The organism is Kurthia sp. Dielmo, assembly GCF_000307285.2.
GTDB classification, from domain to species: Bacteria; Bacillota; Bacilli; order Bacillales_A; family Planococcaceae; genus Kurthia; species Kurthia populi.
On sequence record NZ_HE578960.1, the window covers coordinates 345,278 to 351,971 of the forward strand.

General features: G+C 32.7%; 5 protein-coding genes and 1 pseudogene. 2 read left to right on the forward strand and 4 right to left on the reverse strand.

The features are described 5' to 3' along the window. Positions 1-348: 348 nt before the first annotated feature. Entirely contained in the window at positions 349-1,515 is a 1,167-nt protein-coding gene (locus tag KTHG_RS21440; protein ID WP_186439654.1) for a hypothetical protein, read from the reverse strand. 169 nt (positions 1,516-1,684) lie between these two features. Between KTHG_RS21440 and istA the strand changes: the two are divergent. Both istA and istB read left to right on the forward strand, forming a co-directional pair. Further along, positions 1,685-2,952 (forward strand): annotated as a pseudogene (gene istA, locus KTHG_RS15315) (IS21 family transposase). Beyond that, entirely contained in the window at positions 2,949-3,704 is a 756-nt protein-coding gene (gene istB / locus KTHG_RS15320; RefSeq protein ID WP_139994818.1) for an IS21-like element helper ATPase IstB, read from the forward strand. Before istA ends, istB begins: the two are co-directional and overlap by 4 nt. Before the next feature lie 83 nt (positions 3,705-3,787). Here istB and KTHG_RS15325 read toward each other — a convergent pair whose 3' ends face one another. From KTHG_RS15325 to KTHG_RS15335, 3 genes are all read right to left on the reverse strand, one after another. Next, entirely contained in the window at positions 3,788-4,156 is a 369-nt protein-coding gene (locus tag KTHG_RS15325) for a hypothetical protein (RefSeq protein WP_139994820.1), read from the reverse strand. Between the two features lie 491 nt (positions 4,157-4,647). Then, on the reverse strand, positions 4,648-5,901 hold the full coding sequence (locus tag KTHG_RS15330; protein WP_139994822.1) for an MFS transporter: 1,254 nt from the start codon (positions 5,899-5,901) through the stop codon (positions 4,648-4,650). Continuing rightward, the gene (locus tag KTHG_RS15335) at positions 5,901-6,671 is read right to left on the reverse strand and encodes a DUF2268 domain-containing putative Zn-dependent protease (protein WP_139994824.1); all 771 of its coding nucleotides are present in this window, start codon (positions 6,669-6,671) and stop codon (positions 5,901-5,903) included. Before KTHG_RS15335 ends, KTHG_RS15330 begins: the two co-directional genes overlap by 1 nt. Positions 6,672-6,694: the final 23 nt, after the last annotated feature.

The following is a 6,694-nucleotide window of genomic DNA, read 5'->3' on the forward strand; positions in this document are numbered from 1 at the left end:
TCCTATTGGTATCGTTGCTAGGAAGCGGTGATAAATATTTCTACTTTACCGTCTTTAAATCTTTTACGAAAACCATTAAATCCCTACTTAATAACTCTGCTAACTATTATTAAATAGATTTTGTTTTATTATAACGATAATCTTATGATTTATTAACCCTTTTGAATAATTTTTTATGGAAAAGTTATCATTAGAACGATAAAACCCACACATCTTGATACAACATCAAAATACATGGGCTTTTTATTATTTTTTAAAAATTTTCAATTCATATATACGCATATCATCGTTTTCACTCAAGTTCATTAACTTTTCAAGACCATCTAAAATCGTAGTATCTTCCAACTCTCATGTTAAAAGACTATATCTTTCTAAATTATATTCAACCGTACCATCTTTTACATAGCGCAGAACAAATAAAGAATCTCCGTCGAAGTATTGCTGCTCATTAGACCATTCATCGCCATCTAAATCATGCGTTAAAAGTGGGTTTTTGATTGCGAATTTCTTTTTGAATTTACTTGCGCCCTTTTTGCGCTCGTAAACGACACCCCGTCCATCAAAATAGTAAAGTGCGCCTTCTCTATGATAGAGACTGTGATTCAAATTATAAGGTGTAGCTTGTACGTCTGAATCTTCATCGGGCTGTTCAGTAATTACTTCCGCAGTTAATTCATTCGTTTTCTTGTTTACACTAAATAGCACAGTATCCGACCAAAAGAAATCGGAAGTATCTTTAGGCATTTCGCTCATTACAAAATGATATGATTGTTCGTCCTCTATAATGTCTGAGTAACTTAAATAAAGCGAATCCTCATTCAGTGATAAGTCCGTCACTTTCTTAGTTACCGCTTTATCATTTTTAAATGTCAGTTGCAGCAACTCATATTGCTTTGTTTTCTTGTTATGCGCGACCAAAAGAACCTTGTCGTCTACAACACCTGCTGTTTCTACGCTTATATTTTTAGGCAACTGGTCCTCCGGCATCCTTTTACCTTCCCCAAAGATAACCGTCAACGGAAGGGATTCAACATCATCATGTGTATTCGTAATGCTGAAATAAGTATTTGTTTTCTCTATATAACCTGAATAGATACCGTAATTATTTTCTTTTCGCTGTTCCACATTTACATCACTTTTCGTATCGCCATTAATAAAATGCACATCCGTAGCATCTTGCACTATGACTTTTTCCGAACCAGCGACAACACGCCCATCTTCCAAGCCGGTTGTTTGATAACCTGTAATTGAACCGTCCTTATCAAAAAACGCTGCATAGCCTTTCCCATCATTACTAAATTTCGTCATGTCTGCATCTGTTGAAATATACAAAACACCTTTTTCGTCAGCAAGTTTAAATGACTTTGTGGATTCATCTTTAACGTCATGATTCATAACCAATTCTTTTTTTGCATTTTCATTCATTTTATTACCGGATTCATCATCTTTCAAAATAAATAGCGCCCCCGCTACTACAACTAGACCTGTACAAAAAATTCCCATCTTTTTATTCACTCTAATTCACCTTCTCTTCTCTCTAATGTTGTTTAAAATAAAGTTTGGTTAGTTATAAGAACGATGCACCGTGTCATAATCGCTGTTAAAATCCTCGATAATACCGTTTAAAAATTCCCCACTAATAACGGATAATCTATATTAGACAATATAGATTGGAAGTGTGGAGATGACGGTAGTATTGGAGGATATTTTTATGATTAAAGAACTGAAACAGAAAGGATGGACCTTAACGGCCATCGCAGAAGAAACAGGTTATGATAGAAAAACGATTCGAAAATATTTAAATCAAGAAAAGTTACCACAAGCTACAAAGCGAAAAAGCCGTGGCAGCAAACTAGATCCTTATAAATCTTATATATTAGCAAGAATTAAAGAAGGTACTATTAACTGCGCAGTACTATTAGAAGAAATACAAAAGCTAGGATATGAAGGTAAAAGTACAATACTAAGAGAGTTTGTCCAGCCCTATCGGGCAGCACCTAAGAAGCAAGCAACTGTGCGATATGAAACAAAGCCAGGAGAACAAGCACAAGTTGACTGGGCTGAAAACGCAGGAACATGCATCATTGATGGAGAAGAAATTCAGCTTTACGCATTTATTATGATTCTCAGTTATTCTCGAAAGCGTTATATCGAATTTACGACAGATATGAAACAAGACACGCTTATTAAATGTCATCTAAACGCCTTCAGTTATTTTAATGGTGTTCCGCAACAAATTCTTTACGATAATATGCGCACAGTCGTTACAAAGCATAGTATTCAGCAAATACGTTTCAATAAACGATTCGAAGACTTTTTAAATTATTACGATGTCACTGCAAAGGCTTGTAAGCCTTATCGAGCCCAAACAAAAGGAAAAGTCGAGCGAGCAATTGATTACTTAAGAAATAATTTCTTAACACGAAAATTACCTAACGATCTGACTGCATTAAATGAATCATTGCATAAATGGCTGAATGATATTGTTCACACAAAGAAAAATCAGACAACACAACAAACGCCACATGAAAGATTTATTCAGGAACAAGCTTTTTTAAAACCTTGGAATCATAAACCACTATATTCTTTGAGTAGCTGGCAACAACGCGAAGTTAGTAAAGATTGTTTAATTTCATTTGAAGGAAATCAATATTCAGTTCCTTATCGCTATGTAGGTCAAACTGTAAAACTACGAATAGAAGATGAAAAGCTGCAAATCTATGATGGAATTGAATGTATCGCCACACACTCTTTAAGTAAAAAGAAACATCAAATGGTTCAACAAACATCGCATTATGCGGGATTACCTGGAACAAAAAAGAGCAGAAAACAACAGATTCAAATGGTTTGGCGACCCCAAAATCTGTAGATTCTACTCTTTCACAAGCACCAGATGTAGAACAACGTTCATTAGCTATATATGCCTTATTCGAAGAAGGTGATCAAGTATGAAAACGCTTCTTGAAGAGCGCCTAAAGGCGCTTGGTTTGGAAAATACAGCCCATCAATTAGATGGTTTCGTTGAAAGTGCTTCATCTAATAATATATCATATTTCGAATTCTTAAATCAGGTGATAGAAGCTGAGTGGACGTACAAAGAATCACAATTACTAGCCAAACGAGTTTCTCAAGCAAAGTTTCCTTATGTGAAAAACTTAGCTGATTTTGATTTTTCATTACAACCTAGTATTAGTGAACAACGTGTTAAAGAGATCTTAACATGTCGATATATTGGGAATGGAGAAAACTGCATATTATTAGGACCTCCTGGTGTCGGTAAAACGCATCTAGCCATCGGCTTCGGAGTTGAAGCATTAACAAAAGGATATTCCGTACGTTTTATAACAGCAGATGATTTTATGGCCCAGTGTAAAATCTCTGATAGCAGAAATACACTGCATTATTTGATTAAAAGATTAAGCAAGCCAGATGTTTTAATTATTGACGAAATTGGTTATTTCCCATTTGACGAGCTAGCAGCTAATACCTTTTTTCAGATTGTTTCAAAACGTTATGAAAAAGGTTCAATGATTCTAACCTCTAACAAGTCTTACATTGAATGGGGCCACGTTTTTGGAGATGATATTTTAGCTACAGCGATCCTAGATCGCCTATTACATCATTCAGTAACATTCAATATTAAAGGTGAATCTTACCGTATGAAAGAAAAGAAAAAGCTGGGATATTCCCAGCTAATCATTTAACTACTTAACTCTATAATGGGGAATTTTATCCCGATATTATCGGAGAATTTAGAGGCGTTATTGACACACCGTTTTGAAAAATATTAACCTCTAATTTTTTTCATGAATTTTGTTCCATAATCCACTAACCCATAACTATTCATAAAGCTCTCGGCAATTTGTTGGTATTGCTCTCCACATTGCTGGAAATTACTTTTATGCTGTTCAAGTGTTTCTTTAATTTCAGGAAATCTTAACGAATCATTAAATTGATAATATCCTAACGCAGAAATAGTAGCATTAGTAAATATTGAAATCACTTTTTGATCTAACTCTGAATTTCTTTTATTTAAGATTTGAATAAGTTCATTTAATTTTTCATACCCTCGATTACCCAGCCATCCTCCAATTCCATTGTTCATCACTTGATAATCCATATACTCAATTACTTCTAATTCCTTTTCATTTAACATATCCATCTCTCACTGTACTTAATAAAAAATGACCAACTTTTTTCTATAAAGCCACATTTGGTCATTCCTTTATCCTATTAAAATATATTTGTTTTTTTTAATTGTGCAACTTGAAGTTTAAAAAAGCCCTTTACGCTATTCACGTAAAGAGCTTCATATTAATTTATTTGTCTATTTGAATTGTTGGTATGGCAACACTTTTAGACAACTTTTATGAGGGGTGCTCCAAGGCTTATGGAGCACAGAATCAGCTTGACATGGAGCCTCTCTGTGCATGACTTTTTATGACAGAAATCCAGCTATATTAGGCTGCATTAGCCAAGAAAGGCTATCATGCACATTGCTCCATATAAAGCGCTTCTTAATTGAGCGGATTAGAAATCGCCCTCTAAATATTATAATTTCTGTTTAAATAAGTGTTGCCTATCCATACCGAAGTTATTTTATCGCAACTTAAGCTGAAAAGTTTAATTATTAACAGATACAAAAAATCAATGAGATTCTTTGGAAATATTAGGTTGGCTAATTACTTTTACGGATGAATGGTTGAGTAAAAAACAGAATACTATAGCCATCAAAATTTGACATAACCCACTAAGTAAAGGAACAAATGTTACTCCTAATGTTTCTATAATAATCCCTGTAAATAATGCCCCAAGTTGAATTGAAATAGTAGTAACTGTACTCCACAAACCAAATACTCTTCCCTGAACTTCATATGGTACTTGTGTTTGCATGATGTATCTTTCATAGGGGGCTAGAATAGTTGTGCCGATTGAAAAAATGAATAAAGACAACATTCCTTGATATACGTTGTCTGTAAAACTAAAAAGAACCCAGCCTAATCCAACCATTGCATAGAATAGACTGTATCTCCTTTTATTTTTAAATAATAATTTTTTTTCAGCAACAATATAACCTACGATTATCGCCACTAACCCTTCTGTACAATATAAAATACTTATTCCATATTTATTCATTTCATAAATTTCTGTTACATATTCCTGTAATATCAAGTTAAAAGTTCCTATAATAATTCCTAGAGTTACTGCAGAGAATAAGACTAACCCAACTAGTCTATTTTTTTGTACCATATTAAGCCCTATTAAAAATTCATCTTTGAAGTTCTTATCTGATTTGACACTAGAGATTTGTTTCCATTTGCATAAAAATATATTAATAGCAGAAATTCCATATAGTATAGCTGCAACAATCCATACCATTTCCAATTCTAAAAATGAAACAATTACTCCTCCTATAGAAGCTCCTATTAGCCTTATTATACTTGTTATTGTATAGCTTAAAGAGTTGGCCAAAATTAAGTCATCTTCTATAACAATATTTCTTACGGCTTTTTGAGATGCAACAGATGCAAATGAATTGGCTATACCAATTAAAAATCTAGTAACAAAAAATAGTATCCATGCTAATCGAATCTCCATGTAAGGAATTAATATATATATTAATAATAGAAAGGTATTTAAGAAATCCATTCGATAAATTAATTTCCTTAAATTAACTTTATCTACAAAAACACCCGTAAACATACTGAATAGAATAGGTGCTAATCCACTAATCGCCCATAAAAGACCTAATTGGAAACCATTTGAAGTAATCTGATTTAATAATACTAGCATGCCAATAAAACTAATCCATGAGCCTAACCCTGTATAAATTGAGGAAAGCTGTAATCTTTTATAGTCAGGGTATTTTTTCCAAAGATATACAATTTTGCTCTTTTTCATTATAAGCACCCCTCATAGAATAATGATTTATAATAAACTTCGTATGGATCTAATTTAATTAAATCTGTGAAGTCCAAGTCCTTATATGATTGATTTTCCATATAACTTTTAACGATAGCATATCCTAATGAGTAACCTAACCAGAGAGGAATATCCAATTGATTACCATACATAATTTTTTGTATTTCATATACATCTGTAATGTCCAATTTATCTTCATACAAGGCTAAATAAGTCTTTAATTCATCAGGAGTTAAATTTGTGGCCCAGTTTCCTACAAATCTCCCCCCAAGAATGCTTTCAACAAAAGCTTCTGAACATCCCTCATCAATTAAAACATCAAGTAATGTCTTAGAGTTTTTTGGTTTTCCTATAAAATTTCTAAGTATATGCTGGTATTCATGGATACATATACTTTTGATATATTTTGAATTTACTTTATTTTCAATATCCAAATAAATATAGATATTCGAATCACCATCAGTATGGGCTAAGATGCCATTCATTTTGTCTAGATAAAATGAATTTTTTACGAGTGGTAATAGAAAGATTTGAGATTGGATATCACAAGTCTTTTCAGAAGCGATTTTGAAATATTCCGAAATTTTTTCATTTATGTCTTGATAAAATTTATTTAATATAGATTTTTCTTCAACTATTCTGATCAATCCTAAATCTACTAACTGATCGATGTTCAATCGAGAAGCATTTTCCGACAACCCCACACCTATTTCTTCAATAGAATTATATATTAGATTTATTACATTCATTTATTTTTCTCCTTAATTGTTAT

What these genes read in the sequence shown, in the direction of transcription:
- KTHG_RS15335 (WP_139994824.1), bottom strand. Translation starts at nt 6,671, where the DNA reads ATGAATGTAATAAATCTAATATATAATTCTATTGAAGAAATAGGTGTG.
- KTHG_RS15325 (WP_139994820.1), bottom strand. Translation starts at nt 4,156, where the DNA reads ATGTTAAATGAAAAGGAATTAGAAGTAATTGAGTATATGGATTATCAA.
- istB (WP_139994818.1), top strand. Translation starts at nt 2,949, where the DNA reads ATGAAAACGCTTCTTGAAGAGCGCCTAAAGGCGCTTGGTTTGGAAAAT.
- KTHG_RS15330 (WP_139994822.1), bottom strand. Translation starts at nt 5,901, where the DNA reads ATGAAAAAGAGCAAAATTGTATATCTTTGGAAAAAATACCCTGACTAT.